Source organism: Aeromonas sp. QDB18 (genome assembly GCF_027705325.1).
Taxonomy (GTDB): domain Bacteria; phylum Pseudomonadota; class Gammaproteobacteria; order Enterobacterales; family Aeromonadaceae; genus Aeromonas; species Aeromonas caviae.
Map to the genome: position 1 here is coordinate 1 of NZ_JAPDBQ010000042.1, position 21,542 is coordinate 21,542.

The 21,542-nt window shown below is 63.2% G+C and carries 25 protein-coding genes; 7 read left to right on the top strand and 18 right to left on the bottom strand.

From position 1 onward, the window contains the following. Positions 1–105: 105 nt before the first annotated feature. From OKC30_RS08780 to OKC30_RS08810, 7 genes are all read right to left on the bottom strand, one after another. Positions 106–582 (bottom strand): DUF3299 domain-containing protein, encoded by a 477-nt coding sequence (locus tag OKC30_RS08780; protein WP_010675589.1) that lies wholly within the window; start codon positions 580–582, stop codon positions 106–108. A 31-nt stretch (positions 583–613) separates the two neighbouring features. Beyond that, complete coding sequence (locus tag OKC30_RS08785; RefSeq protein WP_160839442.1) at positions 614–1,861, bottom strand: ABC transporter permease; 1,248 nt, start codon at positions 1,859–1,861, stop codon at positions 614–616. A gap of 58 nt (positions 1,862–1,919) precedes the next feature. After that, positions 1,920–2,606 (bottom strand): ABC transporter ATP-binding protein, encoded by a 687-nt coding sequence (locus OKC30_RS08790; protein ID WP_039040841.1) that lies wholly within the window; start codon positions 2,604–2,606, stop codon positions 1,920–1,922. A 4-nt stretch (positions 2,607–2,610) separates the two neighbouring features. After that, positions 2,611–3,201 (bottom strand): DUF2796 domain-containing protein, encoded by a 591-nt coding sequence (locus OKC30_RS08795; protein ID WP_109112832.1) that lies wholly within the window; start codon positions 3,199–3,201, stop codon positions 2,611–2,613. A 36-nt stretch (positions 3,202–3,237) separates the two neighbouring features. Continuing rightward, on the bottom strand, positions 3,238–3,528 hold the full coding sequence (locus OKC30_RS08800; RefSeq protein ID WP_080988551.1) for a hypothetical protein: 291 nt from the start codon (positions 3,526–3,528) through the stop codon (positions 3,238–3,240). 43 nt (positions 3,529–3,571) lie between these two features. Continuing rightward, entirely contained in the window at positions 3,572–4,114 is a 543-nt protein-coding gene (locus OKC30_RS08805) for a YtfJ family protein (protein ID WP_104454729.1), read from the bottom strand. Positions 4,115–4,318: 204 nt separating this feature from the next. Then, positions 4,319–5,197, bottom strand: a complete 879-nt coding sequence (locus tag OKC30_RS08810) for a hypothetical protein (protein ID WP_010675584.1) — start codon at positions 5,195–5,197, stop codon at positions 4,319–4,321. A 123-nt stretch (positions 5,198–5,320) separates the two neighbouring features. Here OKC30_RS08810 and OKC30_RS08815 point away from each other — a divergent pair, with 123 nt between their 5' ends. Next, positions 5,321–5,671: a hypothetical protein gene (locus tag OKC30_RS08815; RefSeq protein ID WP_010675583.1), complete on the top strand. Its 351-nt coding sequence runs from the start codon at positions 5,321–5,323 to the stop codon at positions 5,669–5,671. A 26-nt stretch (positions 5,672–5,697) separates the two neighbouring features. On the opposite strand, the gene ppa is transcribed toward OKC30_RS08815, so the two are convergent. Next, the gene (ppa, locus tag OKC30_RS08820) at positions 5,698–6,228 is read right to left on the bottom strand and encodes an inorganic diphosphatase (RefSeq protein WP_005335667.1); all 531 of its coding nucleotides are present in this window, start codon (positions 6,226–6,228) and stop codon (positions 5,698–5,700) included. A gap of 233 nt (positions 6,229–6,461) precedes the next feature. Between ppa and mpl the strand changes: the two genes are divergently transcribed. Together mpl and OKC30_RS08830 are read left to right on the top strand one after the other, a co-directional pair. Further along, the gene (gene mpl / locus OKC30_RS08825; protein ID WP_039040843.1) at positions 6,462–7,832 is read left to right on the top strand and encodes a UDP-N-acetylmuramate:L-alanyl-gamma-D-glutamyl-meso-diaminopimelate ligase; all 1,371 of its coding nucleotides are present in this window, start codon (positions 6,462–6,464) and stop codon (positions 7,830–7,832) included. Next, entirely contained in the window at positions 7,829–8,440 is a 612-nt protein-coding gene (locus tag OKC30_RS08830; protein WP_042864976.1) for a flavin prenyltransferase UbiX, read from the top strand. Before mpl ends, OKC30_RS08830 begins: the two co-directional genes overlap by 4 nt. Positions 8,441–8,512: 72 nt before the next feature. Here OKC30_RS08830 and OKC30_RS08835 read toward each other — a convergent pair whose 3' ends face one another. Continuing rightward, positions 8,513–9,127, bottom strand: a complete 615-nt coding sequence (locus OKC30_RS08835) for a TetR/AcrR family transcriptional regulator (protein WP_029314803.1) — start codon at positions 9,125–9,127, stop codon at positions 8,513–8,515. A gap of 201 nt (positions 9,128–9,328) precedes the next feature. Between OKC30_RS08835 and hpt the strand changes: the two genes are divergently transcribed. From hpt to OKC30_RS08850, 3 genes are all read left to right on the top strand, one after another. Next, positions 9,329–9,859, top strand: coding sequence for a hypoxanthine phosphoribosyltransferase (hpt, locus tag OKC30_RS08840; RefSeq protein ID WP_010675579.1), 531 nt, complete (start codon positions 9,329–9,331; stop codon positions 9,857–9,859). Between the two features lie 112 nt (positions 9,860–9,971). Continuing rightward, positions 9,972–10,889 carry an ABC transporter ATP-binding protein gene (locus tag OKC30_RS08845; RefSeq protein ID WP_039040845.1) on the top strand — a complete coding sequence of 306 codons (918 nt, stop codon included), beginning with the start codon at positions 9,972–9,974 and terminating at the stop codon, positions 10,887–10,889. Next, positions 10,886–11,659, top strand: a complete 774-nt coding sequence (locus OKC30_RS08850; RefSeq protein WP_160837795.1) for an ABC transporter permease — start codon at positions 10,886–10,888, stop codon at positions 11,657–11,659. The genes OKC30_RS08845 and OKC30_RS08850 overlap by 4 nt, the downstream gene beginning before the upstream one ends. Before the next feature lie 60 nt (positions 11,660–11,719). On the opposite strand, the gene OKC30_RS08855 is transcribed toward OKC30_RS08850, so the two are convergent. The 9 genes from OKC30_RS08855 to thpR form a co-directional block, all read right to left on the bottom strand. Continuing rightward, positions 11,720–12,067, bottom strand: coding sequence for a putative quinol monooxygenase (locus tag OKC30_RS08855; RefSeq protein WP_010675576.1), 348 nt, complete (start codon positions 12,065–12,067; stop codon positions 11,720–11,722). A gap of 20 nt (positions 12,068–12,087) precedes the next feature. Continuing rightward, the gene (gene panC, locus OKC30_RS08860; RefSeq protein WP_160837797.1) at positions 12,088–12,942 is read right to left on the bottom strand and encodes a pantoate--beta-alanine ligase; all 855 of its coding nucleotides are present in this window, start codon (positions 12,940–12,942) and stop codon (positions 12,088–12,090) included. A 96-nt stretch (positions 12,943–13,038) separates the two neighbouring features. Further along, positions 13,039–13,833 carry a 3-methyl-2-oxobutanoate hydroxymethyltransferase gene (gene panB, locus OKC30_RS08865; RefSeq protein WP_042864977.1) on the bottom strand — a complete coding sequence of 265 codons (795 nt, stop codon included), beginning with the start codon at positions 13,831–13,833 and terminating at the stop codon, positions 13,039–13,041. Between the two features lie 20 nt (positions 13,834–13,853). Next, a complete protein-coding gene (gene folK, locus OKC30_RS08870; protein WP_160837799.1) occupies positions 13,854–14,351 on the bottom strand; it encodes a 2-amino-4-hydroxy-6-hydroxymethyldihydropteridine diphosphokinase in 498 nt (165 codons plus the stop codon). 10 nt (positions 14,352–14,361) lie between these two features. Continuing rightward, on the bottom strand, positions 14,362–15,852 hold the full coding sequence (gene pcnB, locus OKC30_RS08875) for a polynucleotide adenylyltransferase PcnB (protein WP_160837801.1): 1,491 nt from the start codon (positions 15,850–15,852) through the stop codon (positions 14,362–14,364). A 100-nt stretch (positions 15,853–15,952) separates the two neighbouring features. Further along, positions 15,953–16,855 (bottom strand): tRNA glutamyl-Q(34) synthetase GluQRS, encoded by a 903-nt coding sequence (gluQRS, locus tag OKC30_RS08880; protein ID WP_160837803.1) that lies wholly within the window; start codon positions 16,853–16,855, stop codon positions 15,953–15,955. Positions 16,856–16,964: 109 nt separating this feature from the next. Then, positions 16,965–17,414, bottom strand: a complete 450-nt coding sequence (gene dksA / locus OKC30_RS08885) for an RNA polymerase-binding protein DksA (protein WP_029314801.1) — start codon at positions 17,412–17,414, stop codon at positions 16,965–16,967. A gap of 119 nt (positions 17,415–17,533) precedes the next feature. After that, positions 17,534–18,277, bottom strand: coding sequence for a DNA/RNA nuclease SfsA (sfsA, locus tag OKC30_RS08890; protein ID WP_042864979.1), 744 nt, complete (start codon positions 18,275–18,277; stop codon positions 17,534–17,536). Next, positions 18,274–18,819 (bottom strand): RNA 2',3'-cyclic phosphodiesterase, encoded by a 546-nt coding sequence (gene thpR / locus OKC30_RS08895; protein ID WP_109422518.1) that lies wholly within the window; start codon positions 18,817–18,819, stop codon positions 18,274–18,276. Before thpR ends, sfsA begins: the two co-directional genes overlap by 4 nt. 184 nt (positions 18,820–19,003) lie before the next feature. Between thpR and hrpB the strand changes: the two genes are divergently transcribed. After that, positions 19,004–21,457, top strand: a complete 2,454-nt coding sequence (hrpB, locus tag OKC30_RS08900) for an ATP-dependent helicase HrpB (protein WP_270662876.1) — start codon at positions 19,004–19,006, stop codon at positions 21,455–21,457. Positions 21,458–21,542 lie beyond the last annotated feature (85 nt).

A 21,542-nucleotide genomic window follows, 5' to 3' on the forward strand; every position in this document is an offset into this window, starting at 1 on the left:
GGATTTAGGGACTCAGAATACTTTTTTCTGAAAATCAAGGCGGCCTTCCCCGGAAAGCCGCGATGAACCTAAAAAAATGGCCTCCCGGGGGAGGCCATCAGGGGATCACTCTTCGTAGACGCTGACCTCGACCGCGTCCATGGAGTAGGAAGCGGTGGCCATCTCGTGGCTGGAGCTGACGGTGTGCATCTTGCCCTTGACCCAGATGGCGTCCCAGAGGTCATCCACCGGCGCCCCCTTGGGGTAGCTCACGTAGATCACCTGGTTGGTGGGCGGGGGCGGCACGTGAATGCAGGCGCCGAAGTAGGGGACCAGCAGGAAGGCGGTGATGGTCTTGGCATCCCCTTCCAGGGGCACCACGAACCCGGGGATCCGCACCTCCTGATTGTCCAGCTTCTTGTTGACGCCCCCCACCGGCTGCGGCACCGAGGAGAAGTCGCCATCATGGCTGACCTGGGGCGGTGGCAGCAGTTTTTCCCCCTCCGGGATGAGGATATCCCAGTCGATGGTCTTGTAATCTGCAGCCATGGCAGGCAGCACCAGCAGGCTGGCCAGCAGCGCCACTATTTTCCACTTCATCATCTGTTCTTCTCTCTTGGTCGGATGCGTCGGGTCAGACGCGAATGCTCATGCCGTCGCTCAGGCTGTAGCGGTAAGCGCGGGCGGCAGGCAGCAGCCCGATCACCATGCCCGCCAGCCAGACCAGGCCCAGCAGTTGCCACTCATAGGCGCTCGGCAGACCCAGGCTCATTTGCAGGCCATAGTGGCTGAGCAGCCAGGGGCTAGCAAGCCCCTGACCGAGATAGAGCGCGGCCACCCCGAGGGCGATGCCCGCCGTGGTGAGCGCCATCGCCTCCAGCGCCAGCAGCAGGAAGAGGTGGGCAGGGCCCGCCCCCAGCGAGCGCAGAATGGCGAGCTCGCGGCGCCGCTCGTTGAGGCCGGCGAGCAGGGTGGTCAGCATGCCGATGAGGCCCGCCACCACCACGAAGCCCGCGATCACCGACAGGGCGGTCTCCGCCACGCTCATCAGCCCCCAGAGCTCCTGCAGAGCGGCTCCCGGCAGGATGGCCATCAGGGGCTCTCTGGGATAGGTGTTGACGCTGCGCTGCAACTGGAACGCCAGGATCCGGTTGCTCAGCCCCACCATGAAGGCGGTGATGGTCTTGGGGGTGAGATCCAGCGCCATCGCCTGTTCCGGGGTCACGTTCTTGCTGTGACGACCGGTGTCCCAGCCCAGGTGGATCGCCTCTATGCCCGCCAGCGGCACATGAATGGTGCGATCGATGGGGGTGCCGGTGGGGGCCAGGATCCCCACCGCTTTGAACGGCATGTTGTCATGCTGGCTGAACGAGGTGTTGCCGGCGCCATGGGCGATGACGATGGATTGATCCAGGTGATAGCCGAGCTTTTCGGCCACCTGGGCACCCAGCACCGCTTCAAACGGTGTTTCGAAGGGGCGACCTTCGCGCATGACGAGCGCCTGCTGCTGGCCGTACTTCAGGTGGGTGAAGTAGTCCCCATTGGTGCCGAGCACGCGAAACCCCTTGTGGGAGTCGCCGAGGGAGAGGGGGATGGTCCAGGCAATACCGGGCCTGGCCTTGATGGCCTGGTAGGAGTCCCAGCCCACGTTGTTGGTGGGGTTGCCGATGCGAAACACCGAATAGAGCAGCAGGTTCACCTGGCCGGAGCGGGCGCCGACGATGAGATCGGTACCCGAGACGGTGTTGGCGAAGCTGTCCCGTGCCTGACTGCGCACCCGCTCCACCCCGAGCAGCAGGGTGACGCTGATGGCGACGGCCAGCAGGGTGAGCCCGGCGGTGAGGCGACGGGCCCAGAGACTTTGCAGGGCGAGTTTCAGCATGAGAGCCTCCGCAGTGAAGGGGAGATGGCCGGACGGGCTGCGAGATGATGGCGTGTGGTCATGCCGCCCTCCGGTTGAGCTGTTGCAGGTTCTCCACCCGGGGGAAGAGGGGCTCCAGATAGGGATCGTGACTGACGAAGACCAGGGTAGATCCCTGCTTGTCACACTCCTCGAACAGCAGCCGGATGAAGGCGGCCCGGTTGTCGGTGTCCAGGGCCGAGGTGGGCTCGTCGGCGATCACCAGAGGAGGGGAGCCTATCAGGGCGCGGGCGGCGGCAACCCGCTGCTGCTGGCCGATGCTGAGGGCGTGGACGGGGCGATGGAGTGCCTCATCCGGCAGTTGCAGTTCTGCCAGCAGGCGGCGCGCCTCCTGCTCGGGGCTCCCTGTCAGGCGGGCCCGCTTGGCGGGTGAAAAGGTGAGGGCAGCGGTGACGTTGTCCTGCACCGAGAGAAACGGCAGCAGATTGAACTGCTGGAAGATGTACCCCAGATTGGCCGCCCGGAACTGGTCACGGGCGCGGCCGGAAAGCCGGGCCAGGGGCTGGCCCAGCACCTCCAGGGTACCGTGGTTGGCGGTCTGGATACCGGCCAGCAACCCGAGCAGGGTGGACTTGCCACAACCCGATGGGCCCTTGATGAAGACGCGCTCACCCTCGTGGATGCGAAGGGCGGGCAGATCGAGGACGGCTTCGTGACCCGGCCAGGCAAAGGCCAGATCACGGATCTCAACCACGGCATGTTTCATGGTGTTACCAGCCCAGTTTGTTGGCGGACGGAGTCAGTTCGGCGGCGGTCTGGCCGGTGGGCAGTATGCCCTGCACGCTCAGCTTCTCCAGGCTCGGGTAGAGGCTGAACAGGGTGGCCTCGAGACCGGTGAGCTTGGCCGGGGTAGCGCAGGTGTAGGTGTACATGGCTCCCATGTCCGCATGGCCCGCGTCGTCGTGATGGTGTTCATCGTGAGCGCCATCAGCCTTGTCGTGCTCGTGCTCGTGCTCGTGCTCGTGCTCATGGTCATGATCTTCCTTGGCGGCCTGCAGCTCCTGCTGGGTCAGCTTGCAGCCGGCGGCAGGGTCGAAACGGAAGAGGGCGTCGGGCTGCTGGAGGCGGGCCACCGCCTTGGCATACTGCGCTTTCTCCTCATCGGTGTTGGCGGCATGCTCGAAGCCCACCAGATCGGCGGCAGGGGCCTGCAACTCGATCATCAGCTGGTTGCCGTCGAGTACCAGGTTGAGGTGGCCGTGACCGTGCTCATGGGCACCGTGGCTGTGGCTTTCGTGTTCGTCGTGATGGGCCTGGGCGCCGAAGGCGGCAGCGGCCAGCAACAGGGTGACTGCTTTCATCGTTAATCCTTTTGAATAAATAGAGAAAAGATTGGTTCAAAAAAAGAAACAATGAAGGGGCGGCGGGGCGCGGATACGGCGATGTCCCGTGGTGCCGGTGGCCGCCCTCGGTTGGGGAGTGCCGATATACCGGTCGATGCCAGAGGAGAGGGGAGGGAGAACGGGGGTCGGTGTCAGTGCCAGCTTGCCATCCAGATGCAGGACGCAGAGGGTGCAGGCATGACCGTGATCGGGCAGGGCAGCTTCAAGAGGGTGCTGTGCCAGCACCGGTTGCATCCACAACCAGCCCAGCAGCAACACCCAGATTGTCAGTGTGGAACGACCCATAGACCCTTGTGGAAAGGGCGCCATCAGCGCCCTTCTCTCTGATTCAGAGATGGGACTGGATGAGCCCCATCACCTTGGTTATCTCGGCGGCATCGAGCTGGCCATCTTTGGCAAACAGCACCTTGCCCTCTTTATCCAGCAGTATGATGGCCGAACTTTCCGGGGTGAGCGCCCAGGCGTTGCGGGCCATCCCCTTGGCATCCAGCACCATGGCGGACCAGGGGAACTCTTTCTTGCTGTCCTCGGCACTGCTCTTCACGAAACCGGACGTGCCCCAGATGGCGTCATTGCTGTTGATGATGGTGACGGTCTGGTACTTGTCGTGGGGCAGCTTGGCCGCCTTGATCGCCTCGATCATGGGGGCATTGAGCTCCTTGGCGCTGGAGCGACCCGCGATGTGCTGGATCAGGAAGACCTTGCTGGTCAGGACCTTGCTCTGCCAGGGCTGATAGCTGATCTCCTTCTCCTTGAGCACCAGCTCCCCCTTGTCGCTGATGTTGACCAGCGGCACCTGGGTTGACTCCTTGATGTTGTGGGCCATGACCAGGGTTGGCAGCAGCGCCAGAGTAAGCACGAGATGTTTCATCCGGATGACACTCCTTTGTGATGTTATAACGATTTTTGGGTCGAGGGAATGGGACCCTGAACATCCTAAACTGATCGGATCTGTTTAAAAAGTGTTAAATAATGCAGGGTGCGACGGTGATCTTGTCAACATGGGCGCCATCCCCCAATGACGGCGGCAAGGATGGCATGTCATCCATCAAAAGCAAGTGATGGTCAGAAGAGGCTAGTAGAGCGGTTCGCTGATCAAGGGAATCTGGGCCATGGTCATCTGCTGGGCCAGCAGGGGAGAACCGGTGAGCAGCACGTGGCGCTGATTGCCGATCACCAGGGTGTCTCCCTCAAGGCCGCTGTCGGCCGTGATGGCGAGCCAGGCCGGCGAGACGCTGCCGATGCTGATGTTCGGATAGATGATGCTGAGACTGTACTGGGGCGCCAGCTCCGCCAGCAGACTGGCCATGAGCAGCGCCTTCTCGTCGCTGTCGGCCTTGTTGTCCTGCAGGGCCTGCAAGGGCGGAGCGAAGTGGTCCATCTGCTCGGGCGGGGTGGGGATGCCGCTCAGCCACTCCTGCAGCAGGGTGACGCTGGTGGCGAGATCCTTGGCCGAAAACTGCTGTGCCAGGGGTTTGAGGTCTCCCTTGAACTGATAGAACAGCTGGGAGTAGTTGGGGCGCACACAGGGCAGCTTCTGGTTGGCCGGGTGCACGCAGGGCTGGACCCGCATTTCGTAGAAGGCGTCCTCCTGATATTGCCGGTAGGCCTGCCAGAACTGGGCGGATTCGAGGCTGCTGTCGTGCAGGGTAAAGGCCTGTTCTAGGTTGCGGAACTTGGTGGCCGTCTCCGGGCTGTGCTGGTTGATCTGGTTGATGCTGTTGTAGAGGCGCGGACTGATGTAGGAGTAGAGTGTTTCCAGCGGGAAGTTGAGGGCGGTGTCGAGCTGTGTCATCTCGTGACGGCTGGCTGAAAAGGTGCGCTCATCCGCCGTCAATTGCAGGTGCTTTTGCTGACCATCCGCAGATTGCCACTGCCAGCTCAGGTTGATCTCGTTGGCCTGCGCCATGGTGCCGAAGAGCAGACTGCACAGAAAGCCTTGTGCCAGTTTCATGGTGCGCCTCCGCCTGGGTCGATAATAAACAACTAGGTGAGTGACCGGCATTTGGATTGGTCTGGTGACAGATATATTGGTAATTATCTGATCTGACTTTAAATTTAATTCAGGAAATAAGTCATGGGGGAAATCATCATGAAGCTTGTTTCACGGTTTCTGCTGATATTGGTGGCCACGCCGGCGCTGGCGGGGCAGGTCATCGTCAATCAGGGGTTGTCCAGCGCGGATACCTTCGCCCTGCGGGATCAGCTGGCCCGGGAGCATGAATGGCAGGAGTGGCTGCGCTTCCAGCAGGCCATCAAGTGGCTGGAGGTGCTGCCGGTCAACTGCGATCTGGTGGGAGGTGCCGGTCAGGAATATCGCTGCGGTGATGACTATTACCGCCCCTATCGGCAAAACGGGCGCGACCTCTATATCCAGGGGGATCCCCCCGGAGCGTCCCCGCAACGACCAATAAAAAAGGCGCCATAAGGCGCCTTTTTTTGCGAGGGATACGCTTATTTTGCAGCGTAACGCTCGGCAGAGGTCTTGATCTCGGCTTCGGCAGCGGCCTTGTCGCCCCAACCTTCCACCTTGACCCACTTGCCCGCTTCCAGCTCTTTGTAGCGCTCGAAGAAGTGCTGGATCTGAGCTTTCAGCAACTCGGGCAGATCGTTCACATCCTGGATGTGATCGTACTGCTTGGTCAGCTTGGAGTGGGGAACGGCCACGATCTTGGCGTCTTCGCCTGATTCGTCGGTCATCTTCAGCACACCGACCGGGCGGCAACGGATGACGGAGCCGGCCAGCAGCGGGTAGGGAGTCGGAACCAGCACGTCGACCGGATCCCCGTCCAGGGACAGGGTGGCGTTCACGTAACCGTAGTTGCACGGGTAGAACATCGGGGTGGACATGAAACGGTCAACGAAGATGGCGCCGCTGTCCTTGTCGACTTCGTATTTGATCGGGTCGGCGTTCTGCGGGATTTCGATGATGACGTAGATGTCGTCAGGCAGGCTCTTGCCGGCCGGTACCAGGTTCAGGCTCATGACGTTTCCTTTGAGTGTTGGAGTCAAGTTTGCAGGCCGACATTATAGCGATGTCCCGTCAAATGACCATATTTCAAGGGCCGGGTGGCGTGGTGGAGGGTGGCTTTTCCCCGCGCTTGCCCGATTTCTGTCGTCTGCGGGCGCCGATGCCTTCGCTCCCCATGGGCGCGGCTTGTGCCACCGGGTCAACAGACCCTAGAATGCGCACTCCCTTTACTGGAAAAGGCAGCGGTATGCACATTCACATTCTCGGGATCTGCGGCACCTTCATGGGTGGTCTGGCGGTGTTGGCAAAACAGCTTGGCTATCGGGTGACCGGCTCTGACGCCAACGTCTATCCCCCCATGAGCACCCAGCTCGAGCAACAGGGCATCGAACTGACCGAAGGCTACGACCCCTCCCAGCTCGATCCGGCGCCGGATCTGGTGGTGATCGGCAATGCCATGAGCCGTGGCAACCCCTGTGTGGAATATGTGCTGGACCGCAATCTGCCCTATATCTCCGGCCCTCAGTGGCTGCTGGAGCACGTGCTGAAGGATCGCTGGGTGCTGGCCGTCGCGGGCACCCATGGCAAGACCACCACCGCCAGCATGCTGGCCTGGGTGCTGGAGTATGCCAAGCTGGAACCCGGTTTCCTCATCGGCGGCGTGCCGGGCAACTTCCCGGTTTCCGCCCGTCTCGGCTCGGCTCCCTTCTTTGTGATTGAAGCGGACGAATATGACTGCGCCTTCTTCGACAAGCGATCCAAGTTTGTCCACTACCACCCGCGCACCCTGGTGATGAACAACCTGGAGTTCGACCACGCTGACATCTTCCCGGATCTCGCCGCCATCCAGCGCCAGTTCCACCACCTGATGCGCACCGTGCCGAGCAACGGCCGGGTGCTCTTCCCCAAAGGTGATGACAACCTTACCGCCGTGCGCGAGATGGGCTGCTGGAGCGAGGTGGAGCTGGTGGGCCAGGACGACGCCAAGTGGAAGGCGGTGAAGCTGGCCGATGACGGCTCCGCCTTCGAGGTGTGGCTGGATGGCGTGAAACAGGGGGAGGTGCACTGGGAGTGCATCGGAGAGCACAACGTCAACAACGGTCTGATGGCCATCGCCGCCGCCCGCCATGCCGGTGTCATGGTGGAGCACGGGATCAACGCCCTCTGCCAGTTCAAGTCCCCCAAGCGGCGCATGGAGCTGAAAGGGGAAGTGGCCGGCATCAGCGTCTACGATGACTTCGCTCACCACCCCACCGCCATCGAGACCACCCTGGGCGGCCTGCGCGCCAAGGTGGGCAAGGCCCGCATCCTGGCGGTGCTGGAGCCCCGCTCCAACACCATGAAGCTCGGGGTTCACAAGGAGGAGCTGGCCGGTTGCTTCGACGGTGCCGACGAGGTGTTCTTCTTCCAGCCCCCCAACATCGGCTGGGATCTGGGGGAGGTGACGGCCCACATGACCCGGCCTGCCCGGGTATTCGAGGCCCTTGATGCCCTGATTGGCGCCCTGGTGGCCGAGAGCCGCCCAGGGGATCATATTCTGATCATGAGCAACGGCGGGTTTGGCGGCATTCACGACAAGCTGATCGCCCGCCTCAAGGAGCTGCAGAGCGCATCATGAACAAGGCCATCACTCTGGCGCTGACCGGTGCCTCCGGCGCTCCCTATGCCCTGCGCCTGCTGGAATGCCTGGTGCAGGCGGACTATCGGGTCTTCCTGCTCGCCTCCTCGGCGGCCAGGGTTGTGCTCAAGACCGAGCAGCAGCAGGATTGGCCGGGCTCCCCCAGGGAGCTGTCGGCGTACCTCTGTCGCCATTATGGTGCCAAAGAGGGTCAGATCGTCGCCTGCGGCAAGGAGGAGTGGTTCTCGCCGGTGGCCTCCGGCTCGGCGGCCCCCAAACAGATGGTGGTCTGTCCCTGCTCCATGGGCACCGTCTCGGCGATCGCCAACGGCACCTCGGACAACCTGCTGGAGCGGGCGGCGGACGTGGTGATCAAGGAGCGCGGCCAGCTGATTCTGGTGCCCCGGGAGAGCCCCTTCTCGGCGATCCATCTGGAGAACATGCTCAAGCTTGCCCGTCTTGGCGTGACCATCATGCCGGCGGCGCCAGGGTTCTACCATGAACCCAAAAGCATCGAAGATCTGGTGGACTTCATGGTCGCCCGCATCCTCGACCACCTGGGTGTCGAGCATGAGTTGACCAGTCGCTGGGGTTATGCAAACCACTGATACGGCGGGGAGCGGACAAAAAGCGGCGCCAGGCTGTAAAGCCCGGCGCCGCTTTGTCAACATCTGCACGAGTCAGCTGGCCTGGATGGGGGCCGTCACGTACTTGAACAGGAAATCCGTCACCTCTTCCCGGCTCGGACGCTGCGGCTGATTGATCATCTGCATCATCACATAGCCAAAACCGGTCAGGGAGCGGGCCAGATCCTGCGCCGACAGCACGCTCTGGATCTCGCCGTTGTCGATGGCCCGTTGCAGGTGGGGGGCAATGCGCTCCAGCGCCTTGTCCAGCAGCCGGGTGTAGCGAGGCCACACTTCTTCCCGCACCGAGGAGCTCCACTCCAGCCAGATGCTGGCGTGATCGGGCTTGTCATAGGCGGCGTCAACGAACAGCTTCACGTGGCGGTGAATGCTCTCCCTGGCGGAGCCCTGACCGTTGTAGGCCTGTTCGAGGATCTGCTGTACGAAGGCTTCGATTTCTGTCAGCACTTCGTCGACCAGATCTTCACGAGTATTGAAATAGTTAAAAACGGTCGCAACCGAGACCTTTGCCTGTTCGGCTATTTCGGCATGCCCGGCACGGCCGATGCCGCGACGGGAAAATACCTCGACGGCACACTCCATCAATTGATCACGGCGAGCCTCCGGCGAAAGCCGGGTTCGACGTCTTATTTCTGCGCGTGGTTCCATAGTTTTTTCATCTAATAGTTATTGATTATGGTGTTTATAGTATTGTCACCGATAATGCCCGAAGGCTTGCTAACTCTATCAATTAAAATAAGCCGATAAAAGCATCACGTATGCCTGACGCCCACTGGTTGGAGTGGTAGAATCCTCGGTTTTGACGTTAATGAACGGCCAATAACCCTTTGGTCATTATTGGAGTATGTGATGAAACACATTGTCGAGGTGATGATCCCCGAGGCCGAGGTTGCAGCCCGGATCGCCACGCTGGGTGAAGAGATTACCGCCCGTTACCAGGGCTCCGAGGAAGTGGTCATGATCGGCCTGTTGCGCGGCTCCTGCGTCTTCCTGGCGGATCTCTGCCGTCAGTGCCAGTTGCCCATCACCCTGGACTTTATGACTGCCTCCAGCTATGGCTCCGGCATGCACAGCACCCGTGACGTGCGCATCCTCAAGGATCTGGATGACGACATCAAAGGCAAGGACGTGGTGATCGTGGAGGACATCATCGACACCGGTTACACCCTCAACAAGGTGCGCGAGATCCTCTCCCTGCGCGAGCCGAAATCCCTGGCCATCTGCACCTTGCTGGACAAACCGTCCCGCCGCGAGGTTCAGGTGCCGGTGGACTGGCTTGGCTTCTCCATCCCGGACGAGTTCGTGGTGGGCTGTGGCATTGACTACGCCCAGAAGTACCGTAACCTGCCTTTCATTGGCAAGGTGGTACCGCAAGAGTAAGCCGGGTCCGAAGTAGCAAGGCAGGCTGGCCGGCCCGCCATCGACTGTCTTCAGGCGGCGTCACAGCCGCCTTTTCTGTCTCGAGATGGGCTCATCCATCACAGGGGTTGCAATGAACGCATTGGAAATCAGCGGTCTGAAGAAGACCTATCAGGGGGGCGTCGAAGCCCTCAAGGGCATCGATCTCACCGTCAAACAGGGGGATTTCTTCGCCCTGCTCGGTCCCAACGGGGCGGGCAAATCCACCACCATCGGCGTGATCAGCTCACTGGTCAACAAGAGTGCCGGCAAGGTGAAGGTATTCGGTCATGACATCGATACCGATCTGGAGCTGGCCAAGTCCCAGCTCGGTCTGGTGCCCCAGGAGTTCAACTTCAGCCAGTTCGAGAAGGTGAGCCAGATAGTGACTCACCAGGCCGGTTTCTATGGAGTGCCGCGGGCCGAGGCCAAGGTGCGCGCCGAGAAGTACCTGCGCCAGCTCGATCTGTGGGACAAGCGCGACATGGCGGCTCGCACTCTCTCCGGTGGCATGAAGCGCCGATTGATGATCGCCCGCGCCCTGATGCATGAGCCCAAGCTGCTGATCCTGGATGAGCCGACCGCCGGGGTGGACATCGAGATCCGCCGTTCCATGTGGAGTTTCCTCAAGGATCTCAACGAGCAGGGGGTGACCATCATCCTGACCACCCACTACTTGGAAGAGGCCGAGATGCTGTGCCGCAACATCGGCATCATCGACAAGGGCCGTCTCATCGAGAACACCAGCATGAAGAGCTTGCTCGGCAAGCTGGGTCGCGAGACCTTCCTGCTGGATCTGGTGCCGGGCTCCACCGTGCCGGCCCTGCCCGAGTTCAACGGCCGGATGCAGGATGAGAACACCCTGGAAGTGGAGCTGGAGAAGAGCCAGTCCCTCAACAGCCTGTTCGAGCAGCTCTCCGCCCAGGGGGTGAAGGTGCTCAGCATGCGCAACAAGGCGAACCGGCTGGAAGAGCTGTTCGTCAATCTGGTAGAGGAGGGTCGCAAAGCATGAACCCCATGACCTATTACATCGCCTTCAAGAGCATTCTGGCCAAGGAAGTGAGCCGCTTCACCCGGATCTGGATCCAGACCCTGGTGCCGCCCGCCATCACCATGAGCCTCTACTTCGTCATCTTCGGCAACCTCATCGGCTCGCGCATCGGTGACATGGGTGGCTTCAGCTACATGGAGTTCATCGTGCCCGGCCTCATCATGATGTCGGTCATCACCAACTCCTACTCCAACGTCGCCTCCTCCTTCTACAGCGCCAAGTTCCAGCGCAACGTGGAGGAGCTGCTGGTGGCGCCGGTGCCCAACTACATCATCATCGCGGGGTATGTGGGCGGTGGCGTGGCGCGCGGCCTCTGTGTCGGCCTCATCGTCACCCTGGTGTCGCTGTTCTTCGTGCCGCTGCAGATCCATCACCTGTTCAGCGTCTGCATGACCGTGCTGCTCACCTCCATCCTCTTCTCCCTGGGGGGGCTCATCAACGCGGTGTTCGCGAAGTCGTTCGATGACATCAGCATCATCCCGACCTTCATCCTGACTCCCCTGACCTATCTGGGGGGCGTCTTCTACTCCATCACCCTGCTGCCGCCGTTCTGGCAGGGGGTATCCCAGGTGAACCCCATCATCTACATGGTGAACGCGTTCCGCTACGGCTTCCTCGGGATCTCCGACGTGCCCCTCGGCACTGCCTATCTCATCATCATCGGCTTCATCCTGGTACTCTACGGGATGGCCTGGTGGCTCATCTCCCGCGGCACCGGTCTGCGCCACTGAGGCGCACACCCGCCAGCAAAAAGGCGCCCTCGGGCGCCTTTTTATTTGCACGTTTCGGCCTCAGAGGGCCGGGGCATCGTAGTCCGCCGGCTCGTCGCTGTAGACGCAGACGTTCCACTTGGCCGCGAGGCCATCATCCGCGAGGCAGTAGCGCTCGAAGAAGGCCTTGATACCGGCGCGCTGGCAGTGGGCCTCGAAGCTCGCCATGTCGCGCCAGATCTCGTTGAAGACGATGGGGAAGCTCTCCCCCTCGGCAAAGGGGCTCTGGATATGGCGGGTGACGATGTACTGCAGGCAGCCATCTTCACGCAGGGTGTCGGGTTCGAGCCCTTGCAGGACGCGGAACAGGGCCTGCTCCTGGCCCGGCTTGGGCTGGAACTGGGCGATGCAGTAAACCTTCTTGGACATCGTGGTCTCCTTGCCGTGTCTCAACCCCGCAGGGCGACGACCCGGTTGTCGATGAGGCGGGCCTTGCCCAGATAGGCGGCCATCAGGATCACCAGGCGCTGGCTCTCGGCGCTGGCGGATTCCAGGGTGTCGGCATCGACGATGTCGATGGCATCCGTCCTGAATCCCGCGTTGTCGAGGCGTTGGCTGGCCTGGGCAACCAGGGAGGGGAGGTGACTGTTCCCCGCTTCAATCTGCTCGGCAATCCAGTTCATGGTGCGCGCGAGCTCGGGGGCGATGGCCCGTTCGGCAGCGGTCAGATAGCCGTTGCGCGAAGAGAGGGCCAGCCCGTCTTCGGCCCGCACGGTCGGTACGCCCACGATCTCGATGGGCATGGCCATGTCGGCCACCATCTTGCGAATGAGCGCGAGCTGCTGGTAATCCTTCTCGCCAAAGCAGGCCACGTTCGGCTGTACCAGATTGAACAGCTTGGTGACGACTGTGCTGACCCCGCGAAAATGCCCCGGACGCAGCGCCCCTTCCAGCAGGCTGGAGATGCCGGGCACCTCGACGAAGGTCTGGCTGGCGAGCCCCTGGGGATACATGATCTCCGGCGTCGGGGTGAAGACCAGGTCCACACCGGCGGCCTCCAGGGCGGCGCAATCCTGCTCCAGGGTGCGGGGGTAGTTGGCGAGATCCTCGGCCTTGTCGAACTGCAAGGGGTTCACAAAGATGCTGACCACCACCTTGTCGCCATGGCGGCGGGCCTCCTCGACCAGGGTGAGATGACCCTGATGCAGATTGCCCATGGTGGGCACGAATGCGATGGCGCGGCCTTCGCGATGCCATTGACCGATCTGCTCGCGCAGCGCGGTGGAATTGTTCACAACCAACATCGTCAGTTCACCTTCAGATGAATCAATAAAAGAGGGGGTCGTCAGGGGAGAGGGCGAGACGGGGGCACAGGCCCCCGCGCTCATGACGACAGAAAGTCAGTTGAAGCAGTGCTCGGGGCCGGGGAAGGTCCCCTCGCTCACCTGCTGCACATAGAGACGAATGGCGGCACGCATGTCACCGGTCTCGGCCAGGAAGTTCTTGGTGAACTTGGGCACATAACCGGAGGTGATGCCGAAGGCATCGTGCATCACCAGGATCTGGCCGTCGGTGGCAGGGCCGGCACCGATGCCGATCACCGGAATGCGCAGCGCCTTGGTGATGCGCTCTGCCAGAGAGACGGGCACGCACTCGAGCACCAGCAACTGGATGCCGGCCGCTTGCAGTTCCAGCGCCTGGCGGTAGATCTCCTGGGCGTGGAACTCGTCGCGCCCCTGCACCTTGAAGCCACCAAACACGTGGACGGATTGCGGGGTCAGGCCGAGATGGCCGCACACCGGCACCCCGTTACGGGTCAGGTGGCGGATGGAGTCACACAGCCAGTCCCCCCCTTCCATCTTCACCATGCGGGCACCGGCCGCCATCAGGCGCGCCGCGTTCTGGTAGGTCTGCTCCGGGGTGGCATAGCTCATGAACGGCATGTCGGTCACCACCAGGGCATTGGTGGTGCCGCGCACCACGCAGCGGGTGTGATAGACCATCTCGTCCATGCTGACCGCCAGGGTGTCGTCTCCGCCCTGCAATACCATGCCGAGGGAGTCGCCGATGAGCAGCACCTGGGCGCCCTCGTCGTCGAACAGCTTGGCGAAGGTCGCGTCATAGGCGGTGATGGCGGTGATTTTCTGTCCGTCCTGCTTCATCTTCTGCAGGTGGGTAATGGTGATCTTGCTCATTACGTTGTTCCTACTCTTCTCTACTCGCCTGCTGCACCGGCCAGGATCACGAGTCCATTGCGCGGGCAGCGGGCAACCAGTTCGGTGAGCGGGGTGCCGCAGGGCAGCACCAGGGAGGGGGCTATCTCGGCAAGGGGCAGCAGGACGAACTCCCGCTCCTTCATGCCATAGTGAGGCACCGTCAGGCGCTCATGCCGGATGACCTCGTCGCCGTACAGCAGCAGATCGAGATCCAGGGTCCGGGGGCCCCAGCGCTCATCCTTGCGCACTCGCCCCTGTGCCTGCTCGATGCGCTGCAGCTCGTCCAGCAGCGCCAGAGGGCTGAGGCGGGTGGCAAGGCGCGCCACGGCATTGACGTAGTCCGGCTGATCCGCAGGGCCCATGGGGCGGCTGCCGTAAAGGCGGGAGGTCTGCCGCAGCTCGGACTCGGGCAGGGTTGCCAGCGCGGCGATGGCGCGACGAGCCTGGCCGAGGGGGTCGGCCAGGTTGGAGCCGATGGCGACGAAGACCTCGATCATCGGCGGATCCTTACTCTGCAGACTTCGGCTTGCGGCGACGGGGGCGACGGCGGTTGCGGCCATTGCCGCTGCGCTTCTCGCCATCACCGCTGCGGGAGTCGGCGCGCTCGCCGCTCGCCGGGCGGCGGGTCGCCTCCCGTTGCAGTTGCGGGCGCACATCCGGGTTGGAGGCCACATAGCGCTCCCACCAGCTCGACAGCTCGCCGAGGCCGCGCTCGACCCGGTTGCGCAGCAACAGGAAGTCGAAGGCCGCACGGAATTTCGGGTGCTCCATGGCGCGCTCGGGGTGCTTGCCCTGGCGGCGGGTCAGGCGCTGTTGCAGGGCCCAGATGTCGCGCACGTCCGTGGTGAAGCGGCGTGGCACGGCGATGATCCGCACCTGGTTGTCCAGCACCTCGTTGATGGCCAGCATGAAGGCATCGTACCAGGGCAGGCCGCTCTCGTTTTCCAGCACGCGGCCGCGGGCCTCGACGGCACCCCACAGCAGGGTGGCGTAGAGGAAGGCGGGAGTGACGCGCTTCTCTTCACGGACCCGGGTATCGGTGTCCATCAGCGCCTGCTCGATGAACTGCTCGTAGGGCGAGTTGCCGTGGGGCGTGAACAGGGCGGCTACCTGGGGGAACAGCGGCTGGAACAGCCCGTATTCCCGCAGCAACTTGTAGGTGGCCAGACCGTCCCCCGCCAGGAATAGCTTGAGGGTCTCCTCGAACAGGCGAGCGGCCGGGATGTCCTGCAGCAGCGGGGCCAGCTCCCGGATGGGGGCGGCGGTACGCGGGCTGATGGTCATGTCGAGCTTGGCGGCGAAGCGCACGGCGCGCAGCATCCGCACCGGATCTTCCCGGTAACGGGTCTCGGGGTCACCGATGAGATCCAGCCTGCGCGCGGCCAGATCTTCCAGCCCACCCTCGAAATCGTGCAGGGTGAAATCCTTGGCGCTGTAGTAGAGGGCGTTGACGGTAAAGTCGCGACGCTCGGCATCCTCTTCGATGGTGCCGTAGACGTTGTCCCGCAGCAGCATGCCTTCATCGGACTGGGCCGACACATGCTTGCTGGTATTGACCTGATGGTGGTGACCCCGGAAGGTGGCCACTTCGATCACGTCACGACCAAAGACGATGTGGGCCAGGCGGAAACGGCGGCCGATGAGGCGGCAGTTGCTGAACAGCGCCTTGATCTGCTCCGGCGTCGCGTCGGTGGCGATGTCGAAATCCTTGGGGGTCTTCCCGAGCAGCAGGTCACGGACGCCGCCGCCGACCAGGTAGGCCTCATAGCCCCCCTTGTTCAGGCGATAGAGCACCTTGAGGGCATTCTCGCTGATCTCTTTGCGCGAAATCGGGTGCTGGTCACGGCTCAAGGTACGGCGCTGTCCGGCGACACGGGCCGGAATGGGGGACTCCACCGACTGCTCGCCGTCTTCCTTGCCGAGCACTTTGCGGCAAAAGTTTGCGATCTGGGAAAAAATGGTACACCTCGTTATGACTTTAAATTGACGGGAGGCCAAAAAAATAGCGGCCTATCATAGCTCAGCCCCAACCAAATGAGAAACGGTGTGGCCTGCTTCCCCTTGATTGGTCCTTTTGGGGCAAGAAATGCAGCCGGGGCTAGCTTTGCCCTTGCGGGATCTTCTGCTGGCGGGGCACCCGGGCCAGCTGCCAGTGGGCGATGCCCCAGCCGATGATCTCGTCGATACGGCTCGCCATCAGCTCGGGCGGCGGGCACTGACCGAGAAAGTGCAGCGCCTGCCACAGGGCCGGTCGTACCTCGTCCTGCGACAGCGCCGGCGCATGGTTCTGCTTGGAGAGCTTGTTGCCATCCGCTTGCACCGCCAGCGGCAGGTGCACCCAATCGGGGACGGCAGCCCCCAGAGTCTGGTAGAGGGCAATCTGGCGCACCGTGGGTTCCAGCAGATCGGCGCCGCGGACGATCTCGGTGATGCCGCTGTCCATGTCATCCACCACCACCGCCAGGTTGTAGGCGTAGAGCCCGTCCCGGCGGCGCACGATGAAGTCCTCCTTCGCCAGCGCTGCGGGGACGGAGATCTCTCCCTGAAGCGCATCCTCGAACCGATAGACCGGGTGGTGCTGGCGCAAACGGGCGGCACACCCCCCGGCGGTCAGCCCCAGGGCGCGGCAATGACCGTTGTAGAATCCCCCTGCGGCCATGATTTCGCGCCGGGTACAGCGGCACCAGTAGAGATCCCCGGCCCGATAGAGCTGATCGATGATCTCGTCATAGCGGCCATGGCGCGCGCTCTGGAACATCACCTCCCCATCCCAGCCAAGACCGTGTGCCTCCAGGGTGGTGAGGATAAGGTCAGCGGCTCCCGGCATCTCCCGCGGGGGGTCGATGTCTTCGATGCGCACCAGCCAGCGGCCCTGCTGCGCCCTGGCCTGCAAGAAGCTGCCAAGGGCGGCGACCAGGGATCCGAAGTGGAGCGGACCGGACGGGGAGGGGGCGAAGCGGCCCACATAGGGGCGTCGGGAGGGGGGGGATGTCATGACCATGGCAATTCGGGTAGGCGATGCATTGAGGCTGCATTCTGGGACGGCCCGACCAAAAGCTCAATAAAAAAGGGAGCCTGGGCTCCCTTTTCGTTTCTGTGGATGGGCGGCATCAGCCAGCCATCTGTTTTTCCTTGATCTCGGCCAGCGTCTTGCAGTCCACGCAGAGGTCTGCGGTCGGACGGGCTTCCAGACGGCGGATGCCGATCTCGATGCCGCAATGCTCGCAGTAACCGAAGTCATCTTCTTCGAGCAGCAGCAAGGTTTTCTCGATCTTCTTGATCAGCTTGCGTTCACGGTCGCGGGTGCGCAGTTCGAGAGCAAACTCTTCTTCTTGCGCGGCGCGATCCACGGGATCCGGGAAGTTGGCAGCCTCATCCTTCATGTGGTCGACGGTGCGGTCAACTTCCTGCATCAGTTGGTTGCGCCAGGCTCCCAGGATCTTGCGAAAATGTACCTTCTGTTGGTCATTCATGTACTCCTCACCGGCTTTCATCTGGTAAGGCTCTACACCCGCAATGGCCAGGGGGCCCAGAGATTTCCTGTTTTCGCCTGTTGGCATGCCCTGTCTCCTAATTCAGCACGCTACCCGTGCCATCCATAAATTGAGGGCGACATCTATAGCAGAAGGGTCAACGGGAGGCAAACAAGCCTTATCAATAATGTTACCCACTTCTGCATTTATTCTCTGCCCTCGGGTAGCATATGGTCAGATTCAAATGGGATAAAATCCTGAGCCACCATGCCCTGCACCCCAACATGGGGGCGATAGCATAAAATTTCAACCCCTGCCGCCATCGCCTGTTCAACAAGCTGACTATAGTGCGGATCGATATGGGCTGCAGGGCGCATTCTCGCGATGCCGGAGTGCAATACCATGAACAGCAGCACGGCCCGGTGCCCTGCCGCCTTCATGGCCATCAATTCACGCAAGTGCTTGGCGCCGCGGGTGGTGACCGCATCGGGGAAGTAGCCCATGCCGGGTTGCTCCCGCTCGTCGAGCAGGGTGACGGATTTCACCTCGATGTAACAATCCGGCCTGTGGTCATCTTCCAGCAGCAGGTCGATGCGGCTGTTCTCTTCCCCGTATTTCACTTCGGTGCGCAGCCTGGCATAGCCTGCCAGGGGGGCGAGGGCGCCCTGTTCGATGAGCTCCCGGGCGATCTGGTTGGCACGGGCCGTGTTGACGCAGATGAAGTGACCCGCCGGGCTCTCGGCGATTTCCCAACTGTTTGGCAGCTTGCGCTTGGGGTTGTCGGATGTGGAGTACCAGACCCGGGTGCCCGGCAGGGCGCAGCCGGTCATGGCACCTGTATTGGCGCAGTGGATGGTGATCACCTCGCCGTTGTTGAGCGCGACATCCGTCAGGAAGCGCTTGTAGCGGGAGATCAGCTGCCCGGACTGCAGGGGGGGATCGAAGATCATGGGGTGAGCTCCTCGCGGTGCGGTTCTTTGACGCGGGCCCGCAGGGGCCAGCAGGCGAGCGGTTCGTAGTGGACACCGTCCGGCGTGCTGACGGATTGATAGAGGCAGAAGCGATCGGCCCTGAGCAGAAAATCCGGCGCAGGCAGCTCGCCGGGGGCCTCGCCCGCCTTGCGCGACAGGGTGACGTGGGGGCGATAGCCCTGCTCGCCGTTGCCCAGCCCGAGTTTTTCACCGTGGCGGCGCAGTGCCCTCGCGAGCACGGTCAGCTCGTTCGGCCACTCACCGGGCCCCACCCAGGCGGCTTTGGCGCGCTGAAACCAGCCGGTCTGATCCAGATGGACGCTGAAAGGGGGGCAGTGCTGTCGCTCGGCGGCCGCGATAAGACGAGCCTGGGTCGTTTCGTCGGCCTCCCCGAGAAAGGCCAGGGTCAGGTGCAGGTTGCTCTCGGGCACCGGCTGGCCGGGCCAGGGGCGCTGGTCTCGCCAGGTCGCAAGCTCGGGGGCAAGCTCTGGCAGGGGCAGGGCAAAGAAGAGTTTGGGCATGCGGCGTGTTGGTCCTCGTGATGGGCATCGGATAAGGGCCATTCTATGGCAGCCGCTCCCGGGATGTCTTGCCGTGTTGCACCTGACGCTTCCTGCCCCTGCCCGGCAGGGGCGCTTACGGTGGCCGGGAGGCTGTGGCAGAATGGACCCCTTTTCAGAAGTGTCACAGAAGGTGCCCATCGCTTTGTCTTCCCTCCCCATCGTCCCGGTGTTGCCCGAACTCTTTGCAGCCCTCGACAACCATACCAGCGTGATCCTGCAGGCACCCCCCGGCGCGGGCAAATCGACCCTGCTGCCCCTGGAGCTGGTGCGCCAGCACCGGCTGCCCGGGCGCATCATCATGCTGGAGCCCAGGCGCCTCGCGGCGCGCAACATCGCGAGCTTCCTCGCGCGTCAGCTGGGGGAGAAGGTGGGCGAGCGCATCGGCTTGCGAGTGCGCGGGGAGAGCCGCACCAGCAGCCAGACCCGGCTCGAGATCGTGACCGAGGGGGTGCTGACCCGGATGCTGCAGCAGGATCCTGAGCTCAGCGGCGTGTCGCTCGTCATCTTTGACGAGTTCCACGAGCGCAGCCTGCACGCCGATACCGCGCTGGCCTTCGCCATCGAAAGCCAGCAGGGGTTGCGCGATGATCTCAAGCTCTTGGTGATGTCCGCCACCCTGGATGGTATGGCCCTGGAGCGCCTGCTGCCAGGCGCCCCCGTGGTGCGCTCCGAGGGGCGCGTCTTTCCCATCGAGTACCACTATCGCCCCGCCAATCGCCAGCAGTGGCTGGAGCCCCAGGTCGGCGCCGTGGTGCTGGAGGCGCTCGCCAGTCAGGCTGGCAGTGCCCTGGTGTTCCTGCCGGGACAGGGGGAGATAGAGCGGCTGGCACAGTGGCTGGAAGGGCGGTTGCCAGGGGATGTGACCCTGGCTCCCCTCTATGGCCGTCTTGACCTCGCGGCCCAGCAGGCGGCCATCGAGCCTGCGCCTGCGGGTCGTCGCAAGCTGGTGCTCACCACCAACGTGGCGGAGACCTCCCTCACCATCGAGGGGATCTCCGTGGTCATCGACAGCGGATTGGAGCGGCGCGCCACCTTCGATATCAAGAGCGGCGTCACCCGGCTGGAGACCCGGCCCATCGCCAAAGCCTCCGCCACCCAGCGGGCGGGGCGGGCAGGGCGGCTTGGCCCCGGCGTCTGCTACCGGCTCTGGAGCTGCGAGGTGCAGGAGCGCCTCGCCGAGCAGAGTCCCCCCGACATCCTGACGCAAGAGCTCACCGGCCTGCTGATGGACGCCGCCCAGTGGGGGGCCCGGGTGGAGGCGCTGCCCCTGCTGGACATGCCGCCCTCTGCCGCCGTGGCCAGCGCCCGGCGGTTGCTGGTGGCCCTGGGCGCCATGGCCCCGGAAGGTGAGCAACAACTTACCCCGGCAGGCCGTGCCATGGCGGCCTTCGGCACCCATCCCCGCCTCGCCCGCATGTTGCTGCGGGCCCGGGAGCTGGAATCCGAGGGTCTGACAGGGATTGTCGCCGATGCGGCTTTCCTGGTGGCGCTGCTGGAAGAAGATCTGCGAGGATCGGAGCGCCTGTCCGTGCTGTTCCACCGCCGTCAGGGCGCCCTGCGCCAGGGGGCGGTCCGCTGGTTCGAGCGGCTCGGCGTGCGGGCAAGCAGCCCGCAGGGTCAATGGCTGGGGTTGCTGTGCGCCCTCGCCTGGCCCGATCGCATCGGCAAGCTGCGCAGTGGCAGCCGTTATCAGCTCAGTGGCGGGGTGAGCTGCGATCTGGTAGAAGGGCATCCCTGCCAGGGGCAGGGGGCCATCGTGGCCGTCGAAATGGGTCAGAACGAGCGCGGCAGCCGCATCTTCATCGCCGAGCCGGTGGCGCTGGATGAGTTGGTGCGCCAGCTGCCCGAGCTGGTCGGCGAGCGCCAGTGGTTCGACTGGGACGATCGGGAGGAACGGGTGCGTGCGGAGCGCCAGCAGGTGCTCGGCGAGCTGGTGCTCGGCCAGCGGCCGCTGACGGATCTCTCCGATGAACAGAAGGGGCGCTGCCTGCTGCAAGGCATTCGGCGCAAGGGGCTGCACGTGCTGCCCTGGGACGAGAGCAGCGAGGGGCTGCTGGCCCGCTTGCGCTGCGCCCGCGACTGGCTGCCCGACGAAGCCTGGCCCGCCATGGATGAGGAGAGCCTGCTGGCCGACCTCGAGCAGTGGCTGCTGCCGGCGGTGAGCGGCATGACCCGGCTGGAGCAGTTGAAGCGGCTCGACATGAGCGACATCCTGCGCCAGTCTCTGCCCTGGCCCCTGCCAAGGCGGCTGGACGAGGCGCTGCCGAGCCACTTCACCGCACCGACCGGCAGCCGGGTGCGGATCCGCTACCAGCCGGGTCAGGCGCCAGCGATCCCGGTGCGCATCCAGGAGATGTTCGGGCTGGGCGCCACCCCATGCGTGGCCGATGGCCGGGTGCCCCTGGTGGTGGAGCTGCTCTCCCCGGCCCAGCGCCCCTTGCAGATCACCGCGGATCTCGCCGCCTTCTGGGCGGGATCCTATGAGCAGGTGAAAAAAGAGATGAAGGGGCGCTACCCCCGTCACTACTGGCCGGACAACCCGCTGGAGGCGATGCCGACCCGGGTGACCAAGAAGAAGATGGGATTGCAGGAGTAGCCGACGGGGCAGTGATCGGTCGGCACGATCAGAACAAGATGGCGGTGGCACAGTCCCCCTCCACAACAGGCATCGCAGGCCGCTC